Raw genomic sequence first — 18,953 nt, 5'->3', positions numbered from 1 at the left:
CGGACCTTCGGCATCCATCTGGTCCCCGAGCCGGTCACACCCGGCATCAACCTGGTCTGACAGGAGTCGCATCCGGTGTGGTCGCCCCGGCATCGGTCGGTGCTGGAGTGATTCGGTGACCGTATCGCTTATATCGCGAATCTGAATGCCTGCTTGTTCCCGATGCCGTTGTCGGGAACAAGCAACAGCTGGCAACATTTTCCTGTGCCTTCCTTCAGGCACATAGCTTTGAGACTGCAGTGACTGTATCAGGCTGCCTCCCGCGGTGGTGCGGGGTGAAGCGGGCCTGTCGGGTCCATCGGTGTCCTGGTCATGGAAGGAATGTTATGGCGGTCTCACACGACATATCGGTCAATGGCGTCCACCCCGGCAAGGTTCTTCTGGTAGGTGAGGGCATGGGGCTTTTCGCCGCCGGTGAGGAGGGGCCTTGCAGTGAGGTCGGATCCTTCAGTGCATCGGTGGCCGGTGCTGAGCTTAACGTGGCCATCGGTCTGAAACGCCTGGGCCAGTGTCCGGTCTATATGACCCGCGTCGGACAGGATCCGATTGGCGATCGGATACGTTACTTTATGCGGCAGAACGGTCTGGATACCTCTCTGGTCGGGGTGGATACCACCCGCTCCACAGGCTTCATGATGAAGACCAAGGTCGAGCAGGGCGATCCCAAGACCTATTACTTCCGTAAAGATTCGGCAGCCTCGGCCATCGGTCCCGCCGAGATTAAGAGCATCGACTACACGGGCATATCCCTGACGCATATGACCGGCATCCTCCCGCCCCTTTCAGCCAGTACCTTGGAAGCCAGCAAGACCCTCATGGAACAGTCCCGGGCCAACCATGTCTTTGTCTCCTTCGATCCCAACGAGCGCCCCGCCCTCTGGAAGAGCGATGGGCAGATGAAGCAGACCCTTCTGGCCCTGAGCTCCAAGGCCGACCTTGTCCTGCCGGGCATCTCCGAGGGCAAGCACCTGTTCGGCCTGGAAAAGGTGCGCGACATCGGTCAGGCTTTCATCGACAACGGCGCCCATTACGCGGTCGTCAAGGATGGCCCCGACGGGGCCTATGCAACGGACGGCCACGAGTGTGTTTACGTTCCTGGTTTCAAGGTTGATGCGGTCGTGGATACGGTCGGTGCCGGAGATGGTTTCGCGGCCGGGGTCCTGTCCGCCCTCCTGGAGGGACGACCCATGTCGGAGGCTCTGGAACGTGGGTGTGCCATCGGGGCCATGCAGACCCAGGTGGTCTCCGATAACGAGGGCCTGCCCACCAAGGCCGAGCTGGAGGACTTCATGGCCAGTCACCAGCGTGCAGCTGTACGGCAGGTCGTCTGAACTGGTGCGGGGATGCCCCGACCGGGCGTGTTGCTTGAAGATGAACGACGGATTCCACAAGAGAAGGAAGCAAGTATGAGCGAGTTTGACAAGTCGGGTGTTCTGGAGGATGAGACCGGACTGATCGACCTGATCCGTAAGATCAAGGTGGTTCCCCTGGTCACCCTGCATTCCGCCGAAGAAGCGGTCCCGCTGGCCAGGGCCTTGGCTGCAGGCGGGGTACCGATCGCCGAGGTGACCTTCCGGTCCTCGGCCGCCTTGGATGGGATGGAGGCCATTCACGAACAGGTGCCCGAGGTGACACTGGTGGCTGGGACCGTGCATACGGTGGATCAGGCCCGCCAGGCCATCCAGGCGGGTTGCAGGGGAATAGTCTCCCCGGCTTTCAGTGATGCCGTGGTCGACTGGTGCATCGACTCCCGGATTCCGGTCCTGCCGGGAACGGCAACCCCGAGCGACATCGAGAAGGCCTACGACCGCGGTCTGCGCTTCACCAAGTTCTTCCCTGCCGAGGCCTATGGCGGGGTCAAGACCCTCAAGGCCCTGTCCGGCCCCTTTGCCGAGATGAGCTTCCTGCCCACCGGGGGGGTGGGACTGAAGAACGTCCGCGAGTACATCGACCTTCCCAACGTCTTCGCTGTGGGTGGAAGTTTCCCGGTGCCGTCCGCGGCCCAGCGCCAAGGCGACTGGAAGGCCGTCACCGATGCTTGCGGGCAGGCCAGGAAGCTGGTACAAGGCTGATCGGCTGGTCCGGACCCGTCTTCGGCTATAGGGAAAACCGGCCTGGCAGGCCTTCCGGGAGAGGTGGAGACAGGAGAGCGGAGAGGAGCGATTGTGCAGAGATTGCAAGAAGCGGAGGCCATCCGCCTGGGGCTAACCGATTCGAAGGCGGCCCGACGGCCCATCAGGGTCATTCAGTTCGGCGAGGGGAACTTCCTCAGGGCCTTTGTGGACTGGATAGTCCAGCAGCTGAACGATAAGGGCCTGTTCGGGGGGAACGTCGCAGTGGTGCAACCCCTTGAATACGGTAGGGTCCAGGCCCTGGAGGACCAGGATCGGCTTTATACCGTAATCCTGGAGGGGCTCAAGGATGGCCGGCCCGTCCGCAGTCATGAGTTGGTGGACTCCATCGGCAGGACCGTCAACCCTTACCGGGATTGGGAGGGTTATCTGGCCCTGGCTGATGACCCGGAGACGCAGATCATCATCTCCAACACCACCGAGGCCGGCATTGCGGTCGATGATGCGGATACGGTCGCAACCCAGCCCCCCGTCGGCTATCCGGCCAAGTTGGCCCACCTCCTCAAGCGCAGGTTTGACAAGTCACTGCCGGGCTTCCTGATTGTGCCCTGCGAACTGATCGCCGAAAACGGTCTGGCCCTGCATCGGGCCCTGATCGAGGTCGCCACCCGGTTCGGATGGGGACAGGACTTCATCGACTGGCTTGACCGGGAGAATACCTTCGTCTGCACCTTGGTGGACAGGATTGTCCCCGGTTACCCGCGCGACGATGCGGAGGAGCTATGGGGGAAGCTGGGCTATGAGGACCGGAACATGGTCAAGGCCGAGCCCTTCCTTCTCTGGGTGGTGGCCGGTGACCAGGCCGCCCAACGCAAGGTTGAGGAGCTGATTCCCGCCCGGAAGGCCGGCATCGACCTGGTGACCTGCGATGCCGTTCAGCCCTACAGGGAGCGCAAGGTATACCTGCTCAACGGACCCCACACGACCATGGCCCAGGTGGCCCGCCTGGCCGGATTCCGGACCGTCGGAGAGGTCATGGCCGATAAGACCATGCGTTCCTTCATCACCCGTGAAATGGAGGAGGAGATCATCCCCGTCCAGAGTCTGCCCAGGGAGGAGTTGGAGAACTTCGCGGCGGCCGTACGGGAGCGGTTCGACAATCCCTTCATCCGGCACTCTCTTGATTCCATCGGACTCAACTCGGTCTCCAAGTTCGTCGCCCGTCTCCTCCCCCTGATCAATGCCAATGCGGAGCAGGGGCGTGGTCTCCCGAAGCGTATCGTCCTGGCCCTGTCCTGCCTCCTGTGGATTTATGGAGGCAGGACAGGTGATGCGGTGCGGATCCAGGATGATCCGGAGGTCATCGACACCTTCCGTCGTGCGGCTGACCGGGATGACTATGCCCGCAGGGTCCTCTCCGCCACCTCCCTTTGGGGCCATGACCTGACACGGATCGAGGGACTGGTCGATGCCGTTCGGTCGGACCTGAACCGGATTGCCGATGAGGGCGTTCAGCCCCTGATCGACCGTTTGGCCTGATTGATCGGAAGGCTGGGCTTCCCGTGGAGGGCCGAACGGCCACAACCTGTCCGCCGTCTCAGGCGGTCATATGAAGCTTTCATCGGGGTATCAGCCCTGATGGAGAACACTGAACAGGTGCCTGATGTCAGATCGGGTTTCGCGATTGACCCGAACCTTTCATCGGGCACTTCCCTATTATGGGGTCCAGTCACCGGTTTCTTCCCGAGGCCGGTTCCAGTCTGGAATCCGGTGCCTTTCCTGAGATCGCCCAGAGACCAGACCTGGCCCGGCGTGGTCTCTTCCATAGTCAAAGGACAGGGTCCCCCGTCGGACGGGACGAGTGGACCCCTGGTGGTGTTGCTACCGGGCTGCCTCAGCGGTTATACCGGAATGCGTCCCATGCTCCCAACAGATATTGGATGCCCATGGCACGGTCGTACAGGCCGTAACCAGGGCGCGGACGGCCGGCCTCGGTGTTCTCACTCCATAGATGCCGCCCGTGGTCGGGGCGGATATAGCCCTGATAATCGGCTTCGGCATATGCCTTCATGATGCCTACGGTGTCCACGTCGCCCTCGCTGGCCCGATGCCCCACCTCGAAGAAGGACCCGTCCTGGTCGGTGAAGCGGATGTTGCGCACGTGGCTGAAGTGAATCCTGTCCATAAAGGTCTTGACCGCGTCCACCGCGTCGTTCCCCCTCCTGGAGGAGAAAGAGCCCAGGCAGAGGCAGAGGCCGTTGCGGGGGCTCGGATTCAGGTCCAGCACCCGCTGGATCCCCTCCTTGCTGGAGACCACACGCGGCCATCCGAACAGGTCGAAGGCGGGATCGTCCGGATGGACGGCAAGCTTGACGTCGTAGCGCTCGCAGGTGGGGATCACGGCATCCAGGAAGTACTTGTAGTTGGCGTACATCTTCTCGTGGTCCATCCCCTGATAGGCCTCCATCAGCTCGGGGAGGTGGGCCAGTCGTTCGGGCTCCCAACCCGGCACGGTCAGGGCGCCTGCCCCCTTCAGGGTCTCGTCGATGATGCCCTGGGGGCTGAGTTGGTCCACCTGGTGCTGGTTGTAGTAGAGGGCGGTCGACCCGTCGGGGCAGGGATGGAACATCTCTGTCCGTAGCCAGTCGAAGACCGGCATGAAGTTGTAGGTGACGACCTTGACCCCGGCCTTCCCCAGGTTCGCCACGGTCTCGATGTAGGCCTCTATGGCCTGGTCCCGGCTCATTCCCAGGACCGTCGACCCCGTCTTGATTGATTCGTGGACGTTGACTGATTCGACCACATCGGCATTGAAGGTCTTGGTGATGCCCGCAGCCCGGTCCTTGGCCGAAAGCCCGGTTATCGTGGCCATGGCCTTTTCGATTTCGTCGGGTTGCCATACCTCACCGGCCTGCTTGTGGTGGAGGGACCAGACGATGGTCTCCACCCCGGGAATCTGGCGGATGTCATCCAGGCTGATGGTGTCGTTGCCTTCACCGTACCAGCGGAATCCCATATGCATGATGTTCTCTCCTTACGGTCGAATCCATCGGACACGGCCCTTGTGTTTTCCGTCCCCCGGTCCGGGGCAGGACGCCGGAATGACTATTGGTTCTGCCAGGCGGCCGTGGCCTTGTGAAGAGTGTCCGCCACAGTTCCCTGGCCCAGGCACATGGAGGCCATGTCGGTCGCGACCTTGCCCGCCAGCGGTGTGGTGTTCAGGTCGGTCCCGAAGATCGTGGCGTCGGCCAGGATGGGTTTGATGGTCGCGGCCAGGGTCTCCTCCTTGACGGAGCCGTCCAGAGGAATGCCGCCCAGGATCTTCTGGAGTTCCTCCATGCGGGGGTCGGGGCTGAGTTTGATGGACCGCCCGGCGTCGTCGGTTCCCTGTCCATCCGAACCGATCAGGAGCCGCAGCCAGGCGGCGATGATCAGGGGAATGGCCTCCAGGTCGGCCGCGTCCAGCCCCTCGGTTCGGATGTACTTGCTGATGGTATTGCCGTACCTGACAGGAATCTTCTGGGAGGTGTCGGTGGAGATACGCGCCGGGGTGTCGGGCAGTCCGGGGTTGGGGACCCTGATTTCGATGACCTGACGGAGGAATTCCTTGGGGGAGAAGATGCCCGGGTCCTCGACCACGGGCAACCCCTCCACATAACCAAGGCGGGTGACCAGGGCCTTCAGGTCCGGGTCGGCGATGGTCCTGGACATGGTCGGATACCCCAGGAGCATCCCGAAGACCGCCAAGGCCGTGTGGAGCGGGTTCAGACAGGTGGTGACCTTCATCTGGTCGGCGGCGTTGACGGTGTCCTTGTCGGTCATGTAGACCCCGGTCTTCTCCAGTGGCGGACGGCCTGCGGGGAAGTCGTCCTCGACCACCCAGTACCAGGTCTCCTCGGTATTGGTGTATGAGGCCATGGCGGTTCCGCCCTTGGTGCGGAAGGGTGCGGTGTCGGCGATGCCCAGGGCCTCGAGCCGTCGGCCAACCTCCCTGTCGGGGTTGGGGGTGATTCTGTCGATCATGGTCAGGGGGAAGGTGATTTTCTTCCCGTCCCTGAGGTAGTCGCCGAAGTCCTGCCCGGCCAGGTCCCTCTTGATCCACTCGTCAGCCATCTGTCTGACGGCTTGTCCGAACCGTTCCCCGTTTCGGGAGAAGTTGTCGGTGCTGACCAGGGCCAGAGGGAAGGAGCCCGCCTGGAATCGCTCCAGGAGAAGGGCCGTGATGACGCCGATGGCGCTCTTGGCCTGGGAGGGTCCTCCCTCGAATTCCGGGGCGATCCAGGGCAGGGGCTCACCCTTGGCGTCGACCAGGGCGTATCCCTTTTCTGTGATGGTGGTGGTGATCATCTGCAGTCCGGGATCGCGGAAGACCCGTTTCAGGTCCTGCAGGGGTTTCGGATCCTCCCCCAGGGGGTAGGTGCCGGCCACCGAGGCGATCAGCGAGGTTTCCATGGATCCGTCAGCCTTCAGGATGACCTGGAGGAAACGGTCGTCAAAGGGGGTGTAGGCCTGGTCGATGATGGCCGGGTCGAAGGACTCGGCCACCAGGATGCCCCTGTCGGTGGATCCCAGATCCAGGAGTTTCTGGGCGATGGGGGCGTGAACGGCCCTGAAGAGGTTGCCGGCCCCGAAGTGGACCCAGGCGGGCGAACGGTTGGTGGCCTGGCGCATCGCATCGATGTCGAACGATGGCAGGGCCACACCTGTCTCCTGCCAGACCTTGTTTTCGGTATTGATATTGTCACTCAGGTGTAGCATCAGCGTCTTCCTTTGCAAAAAGAACCGTATGCGGAGGCGGGGGCGTCTCCGTCCTGTCCTCTCTGTATATCGAACCTATCAAGCCGGTCCACATCGGCCTCCTGAGTTGCCGTTTGTTTCTCATGACTCATGAGGTTGCCATGGGAAGGCTGGGTTCACCTATACTTGGCCATAAGTAGTACTTGCGACGCAGGCGTCCATTTCGGACGCCGGGGGCCGGTGAGGGGAAGGCTGATACGGATAGATGAAGACCGAAGCGGACTCGGAGGGTGATTCCTCCAACGGCAACCACCGCGTCACCATTTATGATGTGGCCCGTCAGGCCGGTGTTTCCCCCTCCACGGTTTCACGCACCTTCTCACGTCCGGACCGCGTCAGCATCTCGACGTCTCGGAAGGTCCAGCAGGTTGCAGATGCCCTGGGCTACCACAGCGACATGGTCGACAGCCGGCCGGGCACCCAGGGGAGGGGCCTTGTGGCTGTCATCGTGCCCGATCTGGGCAACCAGTTCTTCACCGGGGTCATCCGCAACATACAGGACCAATGCGAGCGCTTTCGATTCGAGACCCTGATTCTGGAGACCAGGGAGTCCATCACCAAGGAGCGCCGCATCGTCGATACAGTGGCCCCTGTTGTTTCGGGTATCATCCTGGTTTCCCCCAGGATGCCTGATGCCATGATTCGCAAGTGTGCCCAATTGCGCCCTCTGATCAGCGTCAACCGCGACGTTCGGGGTGTCTCCAGCATCTGTATCGACGTTTCCAAGGGGGCACGCCAGGCGGTTGATCACCTCCACACCCTGGGCTACCGGAGTTTGACATACCTGGACGGGCCGGCGGCCTCCTGGTCGGGGGGCATCCGGTGGCGGCACATCTTCAACGAGTGCGATGCCAAGGGGATAACCGTCAAGCGTTCGCTACCCTGCGCCCCTACCTTCTATGGCGGCTACTCATACGCCGAGAAGTATCTGGATGACCCCACCGGGGCGGTCATCGCCCATAACGACCTGATGGCCATTGGACTGATTGTGGCCCTGAGGCGGCTGGGTTGTGAGTGCCCGCGAGACGTTTCGGTTATCGGATTCGACAACGACACCATGTCCATGGTCAGTAGTCCACCCTTGACCACCATTCATATGTCCCTGTCGGCCTTGGGCAGGGGGGCGGCCGACCTTCTCATGCAGCGTTTGGCCGGTACGACTTCGACTGCAGCCACTCCGATCGTCCCGGCTCACTTGATCATCAGGCAGAGCACCGGTGCCAGACTGGATAAGCCCTCAGGGCGGAACGTGGCGGAGAGTGAATCCCTATCATGAGTTCCCACTCCCGGCCTCATCGCGTAACCATTAGGGAAGTAGCCGAGAAGGCTGGTGTCTCCCCCTCGACGGTATCCAGGGCTTTCGCCCGGCCGGACCGGGTCAGCGCTGCCACAACCAGGCGGATATTCGTAGCGGCTGATGCCCTGGGGTACTATACGGAGCTGGTCGACACGGTCCCCTCCCGGACCCTGCGCGGAATGGTGGCCATAATCGTTCCCGATATCGCCAACCAGTTCTTCTCCGACATCATCCGTTCAGTACAGCACGAGTGCAACGAGGCCGGTTTCGCTCTTATCGTTGCCGAATCCGAAGAGAGCGCAACCAGGGAGAGGGCGGCTTTCAACAAGATTGCGGCCTATGTTGACGGGGTGATTCTGACATCCTCCCGGATGCCTGAGGCCATGATCCGCAAGTGTGCCCAGACCAGGCCCATCGTCGTGGTCAACCGGACCGTGCGGGGGGTACCCAGCGTGGCAATCAATATCACGATAGGAATCCGACAGGCGGTTGATCTTCTGGTGTCCATGGGATTCGAGCGGGTGACCTACCTGGATGGTCCCTCCTCGTCATGGTCCGTCGGGGTCAGGTGGAACCATACCTCCGAGGAGTTCCGTAAGCGTGGGGTGACGGTTCGGCGCATCTGGCCCGGTTCTCCCACCTTCGTCGGAGGGTATGCCATGGTCGGGCGGTACCTGAAGGACCCCACCGGGGCGGTCATCGCGCACAACGACCTCATGGCTCTGGGTTTCATGGCGGCCATGCGTCGTCATGGTCGCCGCTGCCCGGAGGATTATGTGATCATCGGGTTCGACAATGACACCATGGCCCAGGTCAGTGAACCGCCTCTTTCGAGTGTGGGTAATTCACCGCCAAAGCTGGGCAAGACCGCGGCCACCCTCCTCTTGGAACGGCTGAATGGTCGGACCGACCTGGGGCAGAGCATCATGGTCCCCTCCTACCTGATCGTACGGGAGAGCGTAGGGAAGACCGGAACCCGGTCATCCTGAGGAGGACGGTGTCCCGGCAAATCATGGCAACACCATCCCCATACCTTTCCCGGCGCGGATAGGCTGACCCATGGTATATACGAGTTCCGATTCCATGCGGTCCCGACTGCCTCCTTGCCCTGTGCACAGGCGGCTCCTGAATTCATGGGGGCAGGAATCCCGGACTCGCCATTTTCGACTAAGGAGTTTGCAGTGGCTTTCCTGGATGATGACTATCTGCTCGGGACGCAGCTTTCCCGGGAACTCTTCCATGATGTGGCTGAGGATCTGCCCCTGGTGGATTATCATTGCCACCTCCACGCCAAGGAGATCTACGAGGATCCCAACTTCGGCAATATTGTCGATGCCTGGCTTACTGATGGGCATAACTACGGCGATCACTACAAGTGGAGGTTGGAGAGGGCCAACGGGGTGCCTGAACGGCTGATAACCGGTGACGGTGACCCATGGGACAAGTTCCTGGCCTACGCACAGACCATGGAAGAGGCCGTGGGCAGCCCCGTCTACCTCTGGACCCATATGGAGCTCCGTCGTTACTTCGGCATTACCGAGCCCCTGACCGGCAGGTCCGCCAAGTCCATCTTCGAGCAGACCAACGAGCAGCTGGCCACCCCGGAGTTTTCGCGCAGGGCCCTCCTACGCCGGATGAAGGCCAAGGTAGTCTGCACCACCGATTCTCCCGAGGACAGTCTGGAATACCATGAGCTCTTTGCCAAGGAGGGGGAGTCCTTCAGGATGGTTCCCGCCTTCCGTCCGGATGTGGCCCTGAATCCGACTGCCGACGACTATGGGGAGTGGATCGGTGTCATGGAGTCGGTCTGTGGCAGGTCAATCAACGGTTTCGGCGACCTGGTCGATGCGCTGAGGGAACGTGTGGACTACTTCCATCGGCACGGTTCCAGGCTTTCCGACCACGCCGTCGATGTGGTGGAGTTCGCACCGGCCACGACCGGGGAACTGGACGCCATCTTCGGCAAGGCCAGGGCGGGCCAGGTTCTCGACGACCACGAGCAGTCCCAGTATCGAGCGGCCCTTCTTCTGGAGCTGATGAGGATTTACAAGGACAAGGGTTGGACCATGCAGCTCCACCTTCATGCCAGCCGCAACAACAATTCGACCGCCTTCCGGGAGCTGGGGGCCGACACGGGCTACGATGCCATTGCCGATGGCCTGGTGGCAGCCCCGCTGGTGGCCCTCCTGGACCAGGCACAGAGCTCGGGCACCCTGCCCAAGACCATCGTCTACTCCCTCAACCCCAATGATTACATGGCCATAGCCACTGACCTGGGCTGCTTCGGAGGCGATAATCGCGGCCAGCTCCAGCTGGGCAACGCCTGGTGGTTCAACGATACGGTCACCGGGATGCGCCGCCAGCTTGAGGTTGTGGCCGAGACATCCCTCCTGGGCAACGCGGTGGGGATGACCACGGACTCCCGCAGCTTCCTCTCCTTCCCCAGGCATGAGCTCTTCCGCAGGGTGCTCTGCGGTCTCCTGGGCGACTGGGCGGCACAGGGTACCATCCCCGATGACAAGGAGTATCTGGCTCCTCTGGTCCGTGCGGTCTCCTATGAGAACGCCCTGGCCCTCTTCGAGGACTGATATATCAGTAGGTTGTGAATAACGTGTTTGCCTATATGAATTGATAATCCGTATAAGCAGGCACGTTCTGTCCTGGAATATTGGGCTGGTTGTCTGTCGACCGTCGGCGGCTGACGGATTGCCGTCCCCTAAGGCCGTGAGCAGGCGTTGGTCCACCAGTTCGGCAGGGTCCTTCATGAATATCCTGTTAGGGTATCCGGCACATCCGAGTGCTCATTTCCCCGCCTGTCCTGCTTGGTATTCAAAGGATCGGCGACAATCGCGCAAGACGGCACGATCCTGATTTCCATGGAACAACCTCTGGTTGATATTGCTGTTTAGGTTCCTCGCCAATCGTTCCCCGACTATGAGGTATCCACTCAAGGAAATGTTTCCATCTGCCCTGGATTGGTCCGGTTCCTCTTTCCGGTGTGCATGGAAAGATGGTATTCATTGCGGGTTGCGGTTCTCTGCCGGTACCCTTGCGCATTGAATTCCTATCTAGGCCGAACATAAGCAATGCGGCTTACGCAGCGGTGTCTTTCTTCATGCTGAGACGTAACCGGCCGTGTGCGCGATGATGCATGTGTACTTGTCGGAATCGCGGATATGACAGCCACGATGTTGCCACGTGGAGAACTGGTCCGGACCGGCGGTCGCAACCTTCGCAAAGGCTGGCAACAAAGTGATTCGTGTCTGAAGCCGCCCATTAGCTTGAAGGTATGAGTGAGACAACGCGACAGTGCATGGTTCCAGAGGGTGGCTCCACGGGATTCGTTCCCACCTGTGATACGGGAGATGACACCGGCCTGAAACATGACTATGTCAAGGAGATACCGGAACGGACCGGGCGGGATACGATCCTCCTGAATCCGAAGGATATGGTGGCCGTGGCCGCCAGAAGCCTGGAACCGGGCGAGAAGGTTCAGGTGGAGGGCCATGGCGAGGTGGTCGTGCTCGACAAGGTCCCCCGTGGACACAAAGTGGCCCTCCGGGACATCCCCAGGGGGGAGGACGTCGTCAAGTACGGCTATGCCATCGGCCATGCCAAGGAGGACATCCATAAGGGGCAGTGGGTCCACACCCACAACCTGGCCACCAACCTGGGGGCCAACCTGGATTACCGGTACCGGCCGGTCACCGACACGGTCAAGCCGGGCAGTCCGTCCGGAACCTTCCGGGGGTACAAGCGTTCGACGGGCAAGGTCGGCATCCGTAATGACCTCTATATAGTCCCCACGGTCGGTTGCATCAACAGTCTCTGCAATGCCATGGCCCGGTCCTTCTCGGCCCGCCACCATGGCAACGGGTCCTTCGACTCAGTGGTTGTGGCCCGTCATCCTTATGGGTGCTCCCAGTTGGGAGGCGACCTTGTCTACACCAGGCGTTGTCTCCAGGACATCGCCACCCATCCCAATGCTGGCGGGGTCCTCCTGGTCGGCCTGGGTTGTGAGAACAACCAGATGGAGGACATGCTGGCAACACTGGGTGATTACGACAAGGACCGTGTCCGTTGGATCATCTGCCAGGAGGTGGAGGACGAGCTGGACGAGGCCGATGCCCTCCTGGACCAGATCAACGAGGCCGCGGCCGGTGACCACCGTGAAGAGGTTCCCCTCTCCGAGCTCAATGTCAGTGTCAAGTGCGGTGGGTCCGATGGCATGTCAGGCATCACGGCCAACCCCCTGGTGGGTCGGTTTGCGGAATGGGTGGTCTCCCAGGGTGGTTCGGTGGTCCTGGCCGAGGTACCCGAGATGTTCGGGGCGGAGCAGGTCCTGATGAGTCAGGCTCGCGACGAGCAGGTCTTCCATGACATCATTGATCTGATCAACGATTTCAAGGGATTCTTCCGCAAATACGACGAGGTCATATCCGACAACCCTTCTCCGGGGAACAAGAAGGGCGGAATCACCACCCTGGAAGACAAGTCCCTGGGGTGTATCCGCAAGGGCGGTCGTTGCGAGGTGGAGGATGTTCTCCACTATGGAGACCACATTCGCAGGCCTGGTCTCTCCCTCCTCCAGACGCCGGGCAACGACCTGGTCTCCAGCACCGGGATGGCCGCGGCCGGAGCCCAGGTGGTCCTCTTCACAACCGGGCGGGGGACGCCCTTCGGAACCTTTGTCCCTACTCTGAAGGTGGCCACCAATACCCCCCTGGCCACCAAGAAACACCGGTGGATCGACTTCAACGCCGGCCGTCTCCTGGATGAGCCGGGTGACCGTGTCTTCGAAGACTTCCGCAGGAAGGTCCTCGCCGTTGTCAACGGGGAGGAGACCTGCAACGAGCGTAACGGCATGCAGGATATAGCCATCTTCAAGGACGGCCCGACCGAGTAGGTCGTATATGGGGCATCGGATACCCGGGCCATGATGGTCCGGGCATTTGCTGTGTCCCGCCGGTTTCCGCGCTTGACCAGTCCGCCGAAGCCCGCCGGGGTTCCGGGGGGTGCCATGCCATAAAAGGCAGGGTCCCAATCGGGGTCCCCCTCTCCTATAGTGATGGGCTGGAGATACTTGCGTGCACCATGATCCAAGAATCGGGAGAGCGATGGAACTTTTCAGAAAGAAGTCGGTGGAGCAGACCCTTGCCGAGACCGGTGAGGAGGGGCGTTCGCTGAAGCGGACCCTGTCCACGTGGGATCTGGCCATCATGGCCGTCGCGGTAGCCGTCGGAGCGGGCATCTTCTCCGTGGGCGCCCAGGCGGCGGCCTTCCACGCCGGACCCGCCGTCATCATCTCCTTCGTCATCGCCGGTGTCGTCTGCGGAGCGGCCGTCATGTGCTACGCCGAGTTCGCTTCGATCATCCCCGTGTCGGGATCCGCCTACACGTTCACCTACACCACGATAGGTGAGCTGGTGGCCTGGATCATCGGCTGGGATCTGATCCTGGAGATGCTGATGGCCGCATCGGTCATTTCCAAGTACTGGGGCGTCTACCTGAATGACCTCATCCATCTGATGGGTGGGAAGTCCTTCTCCAGCAGCTTCCGGCTGGGGCCGCTCACCGTAGACCTGGCACCCCTGGTCGTCGTTGCCCTCTTCACGGTCCTTCTGGTTCTGGGCACCAAGCTCTCGGCCCGTTTCGACGGCGCCCTGACCGTCCTGAAGATCGGCATCGTGGTCTTCGTCATCGTGGTCGGCTTCTTCTACATCAAGGCCGAGAACTACCATCCCTTCATCCCGCCGACCGAGCCCGCCTCCGATGTCCCCGGCGCATCCGTTTCCGGTATCATGGGGCAGCCTCTCTGGCAGTGGGTCTCCGGTATGCAGCCCACCATCTATGGCATTCCCGGCATCCTTTCGGGCGCCGCACTGGTCTTCTTCGCCTTCGTCGGCTTTGATATCGTGGCCACCACCTCCGAGGAGGCCAAGGAACCCCACAAGACCATCCCCAGGGGGATCGGACTGGGCATGCTGATCGTCATCGTCCTCTACATCCTGGTGGCCATCGTCACCACCGGCATGGTCTCCTACAAGGATCTGGCCAAGTCCAAGAGCCCGTCCCTGGCCACCGGTTTCGAGATGGTGGGAGCCTCCTGGGCCGCCAAGATCATCTCCTTCGGCATCGTCGTCGGCCTGACCACCGTGGTGATGGTCCTCCTGCTGGGTCTTACCCGTATCGTCTTCGCCATGAGCCGCGACGGTCTTCTGCCCCGGTCGTTCTCCAAGACCGGCAGGCATGGCACACCCGCCCGGATCCAGATCGCCGGAGGCATCCTGGTGGCCATAGTGGCCTCCTGCTTCCGGATCGACGTCCTCTCCGACATGGTCAACATCGGCACCCTTTCGGCCTTTCTCCTGGTGGCCATCTCCCTGCCCATCATGCGCAAGCGTCGTCCCGACCTGCCCAGGTCCTTCAAGATGCCAGGCAACCCCTGGGTCCCCATCCTGATCGCCCTGGCCTGCCTCTGGCTCATGCTCAACCTGACCGTCCTGACCTGGATCCGGTTCGTGGTCTGGCTGGCCTGCGGCTTCGTCATCTACTTCTGCTACTCCTACCATCATTCCCTCCTGGGCCGTCACCAGCTGACCAGTGACGTTTCCGAGTCCACCCGGGAGGGGATCGAGGACCAGGGGTCCCAATCCGGGGGTAGACTGGACCAAGTTATTCAGGAGGTTCACCTATGACCTACGTCATCGCCCAACCCTGCGTCGATGTCAGGGACAAGGCATGCGTGGACGAATGCCCGGTCGACTGCATCTACGAGGGTGTGCGTTCGCTCTACATCAACCCCAACGAATGTGTTGACTGCGGTGCCTGCGAGCCGGTCTGCCCGGTCGAGGCCATCTTCTACGAGGATGACCTTCCCGATGAGTGGGCCTGGTACAAGGATGCCGCCAGCGACTTCTTCGCCGAGGTCGGCGATGCGGGTGGGGCTGCCGCTGTGGGTTCCTACGATCACGACCCCGAAGGGGTCACGGCCCTCCCTCCCCAGAAGTAAGGCCGCCTGGCCTCGAGACCGATTCCGTCAAGCACGTCGTTAGGGGGTTCCATGGGCTTTCAGACCTTCTCGTCTCCCTATGACTGGTCGCGCATAGACCGCTACCGTCAGATTGCCTCGACCCGGCCCGGAGGCCTGGCCGACCTTTCGGTCGGGTCCCCGGTGGACCCTGTACCCCACTCCGTCCGGGAGGGACTGACCCGCGCAGCCGACGGAAAGGATGCCCATGGATACCCCGCAACCGTCGGGAGTCCCGAACTCCGTCAGGCCCTGACCGGGTGGTTCAGGGATGAACGCGGTGTCGACCTGGCCTCCTGCGGGGCGGCGCTCCTGCCCACGGTCGGTTCCAAAGAAGCCGTTTCGCTGATGGCCTCCCTCCTTCACCTGGGGGAGGGTGACGTGGTGGTCCAGCCGGCCGTTTCCTATCCTACCTATGCCATCGGGACCCAGCTGGCCGGGGCTCGGGTTGTTACGGTGACCGATCCCGCCGACGTGGATTCCTGGGTGTCCATTCCCCGAGTCAGAGCCATCTGGGTCAATTCCCCCTCCAATCCGACCGGCGATGTGGTCGATGTCGAGGGTCTTGCCGCCATCGTCAGGGCCGCCCGCTCCATAGGCGCGGTCGTCTTGAGCGACGAGTGCTATGCCCTCCTGACCTGGACCCCGAGCGGCCCCGCCCGGGAACCGGCTCCCTGCATTCTCGACCCCGATGTCTGCCAGGGGTCCCCGGCAGGCCTGATCTGCCTGTATTCCTTGTCCAAACAGTCCAACATGGCTGGTTACCGTTCGGCTTTCATGGCCGGGGACCCGGACATCCTCGGGCCCATGGCCACCTACCGCAAGCAGATGGGAATGATCATCAGCGGACCGGTCCAGGCGGCCATGGTGGCGGCCCTGGGCGACCAGCAGGCCGTCCAGACCCAGCGTGACCGCTATTACCGTCGCCTCCATGACCTGGTTGCGGCACTGCGATCATTCGGATACCAGGCGACCATGCCCCAGGGAGGTCTCTATATCTGGGTCGGGACCCGGGGTGGGGACTGCTGGGAGGACATGGAGACCCTGGCCGGGCTGGGTATCCTGCCCAGCCCGGGAGAATTCTACGGGGATGCCACCCACCTGCGTTTTTCGGCAACAATCAGCGATGCCGTCCTGGACCTGGTCCTGAACCGGCTCGGCAAGTGACACCTCCAGGCGGTCTGCCAGGGGAATCACTGACTGTGGATGGCCCTCGATCGGGTCTTTTCCGCCTGGTGCGGCCCCTGCCTGGTCCTGCCGGTCAGCGGGGTTCACACCCCCAGTTTCACCGACCCCTTGCCGTACCTGTTCCTGATGGTGTCCATGGCGGCCTCTGCGTGGTCCATCCTCTGGGTGCCTGAACCGGTCTTGTGGCTGCTCTCCTCGATGACATCCTCCAGGGATGGCTGAATGGGGGTCTCCTCCACCCGGCCCAGCCCGGAGGCGCTGACACCTGCCAGACGAATCAGGCGGGGGAGTGGGGTGGTCATCGGCGCCAGGTCCGGTAGTCCCAGCATGCGTTTGAGTAGAACGACCGCCTGGGGGTAGATGCGGTTGGCCGAATTGACGGGCATCTCGAGGGTCTTGGCCTTGGTCATATACCGCAGGTCATCGAAGCGCAGTTTGACAGTGATGGTCCGGGCGATCAGGTCATGGGCCCTGAGGCTGGTGGCCACCTCGTCGCTGCAGGTGCGCAGGAGGTGGCAGACCTGCTCCATGCTGGTCGTGTCGTGCAGGAAGGTGCGCTCGGCCCCGATGGACTTCTCCGGGGGGCGGGGATGCACCCTTCCCTGGTCCTGGCCGCGGGCGGAAAGGTAGAGCATCCTGGCCGTGATTTCCGAACCGGTCGCCCTGACCAGGTCATGCTCGCTCAGCTTGGCCAGGTCGGCCACGTTCCTGATGGCCCAGGCGTTGAGGCGCTTTTCCAGGGCCGGCCCGATGCCCGGAATCCCCCTCAGGGGCATGAGCCGGACGAAATCGGCCTGTCGGGCCTTGGGAATGAGCAGCATCCCGTTGGGCTTGGCGTTGGTCGAGGCCATCTTGGCCACCAGCTTGTTGGTGGCGATGCCCACCGAGCAGGTCACATTGAAGTTCCTGGCCACGGTGGCGCGGATCCACCGGGCGATGGCCGTCGGCATCCCCCATTGCATCAGGGCGCCCGACACGTCCATGAAGCACTCATCCACCGAGACCTGTTCGATCTGGTCGGTGATGTGCGAGAAAACCGTCTCGAAGATCCGATGCGATACGGATCGGTAGTAGGGCATGTCGACTGGCAGGAAGATCCCCTGAGGGCAGAGCCGACGGGCCCTGCTGACGGGCATGGCCGAGTTGACACCGTAGGGGCGGGCCTCATAGCTTGCCGCGGAGACGACGGAGCGGGTGCCGGTACCGATGATGACGGGCTTCCCTTTGAGTTCCGGGTGCCGGGCGATCTCACAGGAGGCATAGAAGGCATCCATGTCTATGTGGAGTACGGTGCATCCGGTCTCGTCATGTCCCCAGTCTCTCTTGGCGGATGCCAGCCTCGGTGCGGTGCTCATGGTTCCATGATAGGCAGGGGTCCCAATGACAACACCGGACAAAACCAACGAGTGCCGGCTGGTCGAAAGGCTTGAGGGAAAAAGGTGAGTATCCAAGATACGTATGACGAATACAAGTCGGGTGCCTTCGGAACCGGTAAGAGCCGTCTCCGGATTCAGCGGTGATCTTCTCTGCGGGGCCATGCATTGATCTGCGTGGCTGTCCGGAATCCGCTCGGCGAGTCCCATCGTGGTGGGATGGTATTCTGGTGATTTGTTCTGGCCTTATCCGGGTGTCCTCCTGATGCCGATGATAGGGTTGGATCCGGGAGACGTGCCTGAGTGGCCGAAAGGGGCACCCTGCTAAGGTGTTGACTGCGCAAGCGGTCCAGGAGTTCGAATCTCCTCGTCTCCGCAAGTGACCGGGAACCGTTGATATCCAACGGTTCCCGGTTTTTCATTGTTGTGTCAGTCAGCCGGGGTTGCCTTCCTTGGACGTGAAATGGGGCCGGGTGTTCCATCAGTGCGCGGGGACCGGGCTCTGCACGGTCTCGAGTTCGGTGGGGGACACCCTGCCTTGGAGAAGATTGGTCAGCGCCCTGCCGAACCCCTCGACCTGGTCGAGGGGGATGTCATAGGTCATGGTCACCCTGTCCGTGAAGGTCTCCTTGACGATGCCGCCCTGGACGGATTCAATGAGTCGGCGCAGGTGGTCGTGGTCGGGGTAGGCGACCGAGATCCGGTACCGGCGTGAGGTCACTATCCTGGCCGGTCTGGCGGCCTCCAGGGCCAGGGAGGCGGCCGAGGAATACGCGCGGATCAGCCCACCCGAACCGAGGAGTATGCCACCGAAGTACCTGGTCACGGTGACTACGCAGTCGGTCAGGTCCTGGCGTCTCATCACCTCGAGGATGGGTTTGCCGGCAGTGCCCGAGGGTTCCCCGTCATCGCTCATGCGCTCGCTGGTGTGCCCATGGGGACCCCAGATGGCGCTGTGGCAGACATGCCGGGCCTTGGGGTTGGCCAGACGGATCTGTTCAACGAAGTCCATGGCCGTATCCTGGTCCGTAATGTGGCAGGCGTTCCCGATGAACTCGGACTTCCTGTCGGTCAGGGATCCGGTGGAAGGGTGGTCGCAAGGGTCCAGGATGGTCTGCATGGCGGTCCCCTCCGGCTTCAGGATCGTTCGGTCTATGGTCTTCCTCCATGGTAGGGCCATACGTCATGGAGTGTCA

14 protein-coding genes and 1 tRNA gene are annotated in these 18,953 nt (G+C 61.9%); 11 read left to right on the top strand and 4 right to left on the bottom strand.

Annotated features, from left to right (window positions below):
- Nucleotides 1–326: 326 nt before the first annotated feature.
- From Q0K62_RS02495 to Q0K62_RS02485, 3 genes are all read left to right on the top strand, one after another.
- Nucleotides 327–1,331 (top strand): sugar kinase, encoded by a 1,005-nt coding sequence (locus Q0K62_RS02495; RefSeq protein ID WP_297316401.1) that lies wholly within the window; start codon nt 327–329, stop codon nt 1,329–1,331.
- Nucleotides 1,332–1,406: 75 nt separating this feature from the next.
- Nucleotides 1,407–2,072, top strand: a complete 666-nt coding sequence (gene eda, locus Q0K62_RS02490; protein ID WP_297316400.1) for a bifunctional 4-hydroxy-2-oxoglutarate aldolase/2-dehydro-3-deoxy-phosphogluconate aldolase — start codon at nt 1,407–1,409, stop codon at nt 2,070–2,072.
- A gap of 93 nt (nt 2,073–2,165) precedes the next feature.
- Complete coding sequence (locus tag Q0K62_RS02485) at nt 2,166–3,611, top strand: tagaturonate reductase (protein WP_297316399.1); 1,446 nt, start codon at nt 2,166–2,168, stop codon at nt 3,609–3,611.
- Nucleotides 3,612–3,966: 355 nt separating this feature from the next.
- Here the strand turns inward: Q0K62_RS02485 and uxuA are convergent, their stop codons facing one another.
- Nucleotides 3,967–5,094 carry a mannonate dehydratase gene (gene uxuA / locus Q0K62_RS02480; protein WP_297316398.1) on the bottom strand — a complete coding sequence of 376 codons (1,128 nt, stop codon included), beginning with the start codon at nt 5,092–5,094 and terminating at the stop codon, nt 3,967–3,969.
- An 83-nt stretch (nt 5,095–5,177) separates the two neighbouring features.
- A complete protein-coding gene (locus Q0K62_RS02475) occupies nt 5,178–6,830 on the bottom strand; it encodes a mannitol dehydrogenase family protein (protein ID WP_297316397.1) in 1,653 nt (550 codons plus the stop codon).
- Nucleotides 6,831–7,074: 244 nt separating this feature from the next.
- Between Q0K62_RS02475 and Q0K62_RS02470 the strand changes: the two genes are divergently transcribed.
- The 7 genes from Q0K62_RS02470 (at nt 7,075) to dapC (ending at nt 16,363) form a co-directional block, all read left to right on the top strand.
- On the top strand, nt 7,075–8,145 hold the full coding sequence (locus Q0K62_RS02470; RefSeq protein ID WP_297316396.1) for a LacI family DNA-binding transcriptional regulator: 1,071 nt from the start codon (nt 7,075–7,077) through the stop codon (nt 8,143–8,145).
- Nucleotides 8,142–9,155 carry a LacI family DNA-binding transcriptional regulator gene (locus Q0K62_RS02465; RefSeq protein ID WP_297316395.1) on the top strand — a complete coding sequence of 338 codons (1,014 nt, stop codon included), beginning with the start codon at nt 8,142–8,144 and terminating at the stop codon, nt 9,153–9,155. Before Q0K62_RS02470 ends, Q0K62_RS02465 begins: the two co-directional genes overlap by 4 nt.
- A gap of 192 nt (nt 9,156–9,347) precedes the next feature.
- Nucleotides 9,348–10,754 carry a glucuronate isomerase gene (uxaC, locus tag Q0K62_RS02460; protein WP_297316394.1) on the top strand — a complete coding sequence of 469 codons (1,407 nt, stop codon included), beginning with the start codon at nt 9,348–9,350 and terminating at the stop codon, nt 10,752–10,754.
- A gap of 701 nt (nt 10,755–11,455) precedes the next feature.
- Complete coding sequence (locus tag Q0K62_RS02455; protein WP_297316393.1) at nt 11,456–13,072, top strand: altronate dehydratase family protein; 1,617 nt, start codon at nt 11,456–11,458, stop codon at nt 13,070–13,072.
- Between the two features lie 211 nt (nt 13,073–13,283).
- Nucleotides 13,284–14,864, top strand: coding sequence for an amino acid permease (locus Q0K62_RS02450; RefSeq protein WP_297316392.1), 1,581 nt, complete (start codon nt 13,284–13,286; stop codon nt 14,862–14,864).
- The gene (fdxA, locus tag Q0K62_RS02445) at nt 14,861–15,178 is read left to right on the top strand and encodes a ferredoxin (protein WP_297316391.1); all 318 of its coding nucleotides are present in this window, start codon (nt 14,861–14,863) and stop codon (nt 15,176–15,178) included. Before Q0K62_RS02450 ends, fdxA begins: the two co-directional genes overlap by 4 nt.
- Nucleotides 15,179–15,229: 51 nt before the next feature.
- A complete protein-coding gene (dapC, locus tag Q0K62_RS02440; protein WP_297316390.1) occupies nt 15,230–16,363 on the top strand; it encodes a succinyldiaminopimelate transaminase in 1,134 nt (377 codons plus the stop codon).
- Between the two features lie 104 nt (nt 16,364–16,467).
- Here dapC and dinB read toward each other — a convergent pair whose 3' ends face one another.
- Entirely contained in the window at nt 16,468–17,739 is a 1,272-nt protein-coding gene (dinB, locus tag Q0K62_RS02435; RefSeq protein WP_297316389.1) for a DNA polymerase IV, read from the bottom strand.
- Nucleotides 17,740–18,046: 307 nt separating this feature from the next.
- On the opposite strand from dinB, the gene Q0K62_RS02430 reads away from it, so the two are divergent.
- Nucleotides 18,047–18,133: transfer RNA gene (locus tag Q0K62_RS02430), tRNA-Ser, on the top strand.
- 105 nt (nt 18,134–18,238) lie between these two features.
- Here the strand turns inward: Q0K62_RS02430 and Q0K62_RS02425 are convergent.
- Nucleotides 18,239–18,877: a YigZ family protein gene (locus Q0K62_RS02425; protein ID WP_297316388.1), complete on the bottom strand. Its 639-nt coding sequence runs from the start codon at nt 18,875–18,877 to the stop codon at nt 18,239–18,241.
- Between the last annotated feature and the right edge of the window lie 76 nt (nt 18,878–18,953).

This window comes from uncultured Bifidobacterium sp. (assembly GCF_945269915.1).
Taxonomy (GTDB): domain Bacteria; phylum Actinomycetota; class Actinomycetes; order Actinomycetales; family Bifidobacteriaceae; genus Bombiscardovia; species Bombiscardovia indica.
The sequence above is the reverse complement of the archived record's forward strand: the minus strand, read 5'-3'. Positions and strand labels throughout refer to the sequence as shown.

Coding starts and splice junctions, on each gene's coding strand:
- Q0K62_RS02450 (WP_297316392.1), top strand. CDS start 13,284: ATGGAACTTTTCAGAAAGAAGTCGGTGGAGCAGACCCTTGCCGAGACC.
- Q0K62_RS02495 (WP_297316401.1), top strand. CDS start 327: ATGGCGGTCTCACACGACATATCGGTCAATGGCGTCCACCCCGGCAAG.
- eda (WP_297316400.1), top strand. CDS start 1,407: ATGAGCGAGTTTGACAAGTCGGGTGTTCTGGAGGATGAGACCGGACTG.
- Q0K62_RS02465 (WP_297316395.1), top strand. CDS start 8,142: ATGAGTTCCCACTCCCGGCCTCATCGCGTAACCATTAGGGAAGTAGCC.
- uxuA (WP_297316398.1), bottom strand. CDS start 5,094: ATGCATATGGGATTCCGCTGGTACGGTGAAGGCAACGACACCATCAGC.
- dapC (WP_297316390.1), top strand. CDS start 15,230: ATGGGCTTTCAGACCTTCTCGTCTCCCTATGACTGGTCGCGCATAGAC.
- Q0K62_RS02425 (WP_297316388.1), bottom strand. CDS start 18,877: ATGCAGACCATCCTGGACCCTTGCGACCACCCTTCCACCGGATCCCTG.
- Q0K62_RS02455 (WP_297316393.1), top strand. CDS start 11,456: ATGAGTGAGACAACGCGACAGTGCATGGTTCCAGAGGGTGGCTCCACG.
- dinB (WP_297316389.1), bottom strand. CDS start 17,739: ATGAGCACCGCACCGAGGCTGGCATCCGCCAAGAGAGACTGGGGACAT.
- Q0K62_RS02470 (WP_297316396.1), top strand. CDS start 7,075: ATGAAGACCGAAGCGGACTCGGAGGGTGATTCCTCCAACGGCAACCAC.
- Q0K62_RS02475 (WP_297316397.1), bottom strand. CDS start 6,830: ATGCTACACCTGAGTGACAATATCAATACCGAAAACAAGGTCTGGCAG.
- fdxA (WP_297316391.1), top strand. CDS start 14,861: ATGACCTACGTCATCGCCCAACCCTGCGTCGATGTCAGGGACAAGGCA.